Here is a 3,418-nt window from a genome sequence, read left to right as displayed (position 1 = left end):
GGCGCAACCCGGACGCAACGCCCGCCAGCCCCACCAAGGACCCCGCCGCGTGATCACCCTGAACTCCGCCATGGTGCTGGCGGCCGGCCTCGGCACCCGCATGCGGCCGCTGACCGAGGCGACGCCGAAGCCGCTGCTGAAGCTGGCCGGCCGCACCCTGCTCGACCACGCGCTGGACCGCATCGACGCCGCCGGCATCGGCACGGTGGTGGTCAACGCCCACTGGTTCCCCGAGCAGGTGGAGGCGGTCTGCGCCGCCCGGCCCAACCCGCCGCGCGTGCTGCGCGAGGAGCCGATCCAGGAGACCGGCGGCGGCATGCGCGACGCCCTGCCGCATCTGGGCGGCGCGCCCTTCCTGGCGGTGAATGGCGACGCCTTCTGGCTGGACGGCCCGACGCCCACCATCGAGCGCCTGGCCGCCACCTTCCGCGCCGGGGAGATGGACGCGCTGCTGCTGCTGGTGCGCGCCGCCACGGTGGAGGGCGAGGTGGGCCGCGGCGACTTCCTGCTCGACCCGCTCGGCCGGGTGCGGCTGCCGAAGGAGCGCGAGATCTCGCCCTATGTCTATGCGGGGGTGCAGATCGTGCATCCGCGCCTGCTGGAGGGCGCGCCGGAGGGGCCGTTCGGCACCATGCTGCTGTGGAAGCGCGCCATCGAGGCGGGACGGCTGTTCGGGCTGGTGCATGACGGGGCGTGGTTCCACCTCTCCCGCCCGATCGACCTGCGCAAGGCGGAGACGGCGCTGGCGACGGGGTTGCAGCGGGTGCTGTTCTGAGCGCCGGCCCGGCGCGGCTTCCCCGCCCGGGCGGCTACTCCGCGCAGGCCAGCAGCGGGCCGAGCTGCCCCATGCGGCGGCGCACCGTGGCGGCCCGCTCGCGCAGGTAGGGCGTGGGCGCCGCCGCCGACCATTGCAGCGGCGCGGGCAGCACCACCGCCAGCTGCGCCGCCTGCTGCGCCGTGAGATCGGCGGCGGGGCGGTTGAAGAAGGCGCGCGCCGCGGCCTCGGCGCCATACACGCCGGGGCCGAACTCGACGATGTTGAGATACACCTCCAGCACCCGCCGCTTCGGCCAGAGCAGCGCCACCTGCGGCGTCAGCCAGGCCTCCAGCACCTTGCGCAAGGGGTCGCGCCCCGGCCAGAGGAACAGGTTCTTGGCCACCTGCATGGTGATGGTGCTGGCGCCGCGCGGCCGCTCCCCCTCCAGCGCCGCCGCCACCTGGCCGCGCAGCGCGTCGAAATCGAAGCCCAGCATCTGCTCGCAGAACAGGTTGTCCTCGGCGGCGATGACGGCGCGCGGCAGGGCGCGGTCGATCCGCCCGTAATCCACCCAGTCCTTCGCCAGGCCGTGGCCCTGCACGGCGCGGATCAGCATCAGCGGCGTCGCCGGCGGCGGCACGAAGCGGAACAGCAGGATCAGCAGCGGCGGGCCCAGCAGCAGCAGCAGCGCCGCGCGGAGCAGCCAGCGGCGCCATCCTCCGCGCCCGGCGCCGCGCATGCCGCTCAGCGCCCGCAGGCGCCGGCCCGGTCGCGGTGCGACCAGGGGTAGGTGAAGCGCCCGGCCCAGGCGCCGGCCTTCTCCGCCTTGGCCGCCGCCTCCTCCTCCGCGTAGCGGCCCTTGGAGTAGCGCGTGCAGTCGAAGGCATAGCCGGAGCGCACCATGGCGGCGTTCAGGTCGATCTCCCGCCCGCCCTGCGACACGGTGCAGACGGCCACGCTGCGGCCATAGGTCGAGCTGCCATCCGGCGTGCAGGTGATGTCGCGCCCGTCGATCAGCGCCGCCAGCTGGTCGCGCGCCGCGCGGCCGCAGGCGTAGCGGCCGCCGGGGCGGTTGCATTGCTGGTCGCCCTCCAGCGCGTCGATCCCCTGCATGCGGACGCGGATGCCGGCGATGTCGAGCGTGTCGCCATCGAGCACCCGGGCCTGGCCGGAAAAGGGTGCGGTGGGCAGCTCCGCCTCGCCGCGCGGCGCGCGGCGGCGCGGCGCCTCCTCCTCCTGCGTGGTGACGACGCGCCACAGCGCGCGGCCGAGGCGCATCCAGTCCGCCTCGGTGATCTGCGAGGCGCCGAGCAGGCCGGCGATGGCAGCGGCGAGCGCCACCCAGGGGGCCGCGGTGCGGCGTTGGCGACTCATCGGCCGGCATCCAGCGGAAGCGTGGTCATGCCGCATGCCCTATCGGGCCGGCCGCCGGATGAAAAGGGGTTCAGGCGACGGGCGGCAGGTTGATGGGCGGGCGCTCGGGAATCTCGCAGGGCTCCTCCGCCGGCGCCTCGCCCTTCTCCGCCCGCTCGGCGGCCACCTCCGCCGCCGCGGCGGCCTCCGGCGCGGTGGGCGGGCGGCCGCGCGCGTGCCAGGCCTCGGCGTCGCGGCGGATGGCGTAGGCCTTGGTGAACTCCGCCCCAAGCAGGAAGATCTGCGCCGAATAGTAGATCCACAGCAGCACGATCACCGCCGAGCCGGCCGCGCCGTAGGTGGAGCCGATGGCGCTGCTGCCGAGGTAGAGGCCGATCAGCGACTTGCCGACGTTGAACAGCAGGGTGGTGACGACGGCGCCCACCAGCACGTCGCGCCATTCCAGCCGGCGGTCGGGCAGGAACTTGTAGATGGCGGCGAACAGCGCGCAGATCAGCGCGAAGGAGATGACGGCGTTGGCCAGCCGCACCAGCACCGCCACCGCCGGCAGGCTCTGGTCCAGCAGGCTGCCCAGCGCCGTCAGCGCGGCGCTGACCACCAGCGAGACCATCAGCAGGAAGCCCAGCGTCGCCACCAGCCCAAGGCTCGCCGCGCGCGCCCGCAGCAGGCGGGAGACGGTGTCGCCCTTCAGCTCGGCGCGCCAGATCATGTTGAGGCTGGCCTGGATCTCGCCGAACACGCCGCTGGCGGTGATGAACAGCGTCAGCACGCCGAACACGCTGGCCAGCATGCCGGAGGTGGGGTTGGAGGCGCTGAGGATGATGCTCTGCACCATCTCCGCGCCGCCCGGCCCCATCAGCCCCTGCAGCTGCGCGACGATGGCGCCGCGCGCCGCATCCTCGCCAAAGGCGAGGCCGGCGATGGCAATGGCGATGAGCAGCACCGGCGCCAGCGAGGTGACGGTGTAGAAGGCAATGGCCGCGCCACGGCTCAGCGCCTCGTCCTCGATGAATCCCAGCACGCTCTGCCGCGCCAGCCACCAGGCCTTGCGCATCATCCCGCCCCTCCCCTGGAACCCACTGGCCAAGGAACGGCTCCGGCCAAGGCGGGGTTGCCGGCAGGAGAGCCTTGGCCGGTCCGCGTGGCGCTTTCGCCACACCTCTCCGGGTGCCCCCGCCCGGCGGCTACCGGGCCGGGGTGGTCCTGCCCTCAGTCACGCCGGGTCCTGGCCCGCCAGGCCATGGCGCGGCGCAGCCAGGTGGGTCTGCCGGCCGCCGCGGCGGGCTC

At 74.3% G+C, this 3,418-nt stretch carries 4 protein-coding genes; 1 reads left to right on the top strand and 3 read right to left on the bottom strand.

Translation table 11 applies throughout. The features are described from left to right. Positions 1-70: 70 nt before the first annotated feature. A complete protein-coding gene (locus ACZJYS_RS23595; protein WP_493180549.1) occupies positions 71-775 on the top strand; it encodes a nucleotidyltransferase family protein in 705 nt (234 codons plus the stop codon). 34 nt (positions 776-809) lie between these two features. On the opposite strand, the gene mtgA is transcribed toward ACZJYS_RS23595, so the two are convergent. From mtgA to ACZJYS_RS23580, 3 genes are all read right to left on the bottom strand, one after another. Next, on the bottom strand, positions 810-1,496 hold the full coding sequence (gene mtgA, locus ACZJYS_RS23590) for a monofunctional biosynthetic peptidoglycan transglycosylase (RefSeq protein WP_379651708.1): 687 nt from the start codon (positions 1,494-1,496) through the stop codon (positions 810-812). Between the two features lie 5 nt (positions 1,497-1,501). Continuing rightward, positions 1,502-2,131: a thermonuclease family protein gene (locus ACZJYS_RS23585; protein WP_181378236.1), complete on the bottom strand. Its 630-nt coding sequence runs from the start codon at positions 2,129-2,131 to the stop codon at positions 1,502-1,504. Between the two features lie 70 nt (positions 2,132-2,201). Continuing rightward, complete coding sequence (locus ACZJYS_RS23580) at positions 2,202-3,188, bottom strand: YihY/virulence factor BrkB family protein (RefSeq protein ID WP_493180548.1); 987 nt, start codon at positions 3,186-3,188, stop codon at positions 2,202-2,204. Positions 3,189-3,418: the final 230 nt, after the last annotated feature.

The sequence above is a fragment of the Roseomonas sp. TS2 genome, from assembly GCF_058833935.1.
Note: the sequence above shows the minus strand (reverse complement) of the source record. Positions and strands in the feature narration are given on the sequence as shown.

What these genes read in the sequence shown, in the direction of transcription:
- ACZJYS_RS23580 (WP_493180548.1), bottom strand. Translation starts at nt 3,188, where the DNA reads ATGATGCGCAAGGCCTGGTGGCTGGCGCGGCAGAGCGTGCTGGGATTC.
- ACZJYS_RS23595 (WP_493180549.1), top strand. Translation starts at nt 71, where the DNA reads ATGGTGCTGGCGGCCGGCCTCGGCACCCGCATGCGGCCGCTGACCGAG.
- ACZJYS_RS23585 (WP_181378236.1), bottom strand. Translation starts at nt 2,131, where the DNA reads ATGAGTCGCCAACGCCGCACCGCGGCCCCCTGGGTGGCGCTCGCCGCT.
- mtgA (WP_379651708.1), bottom strand. Translation starts at nt 1,496, where the DNA reads ATGCGCGGCGCCGGGCGCGGAGGATGGCGCCGCTGGCTGCTCCGCGCG.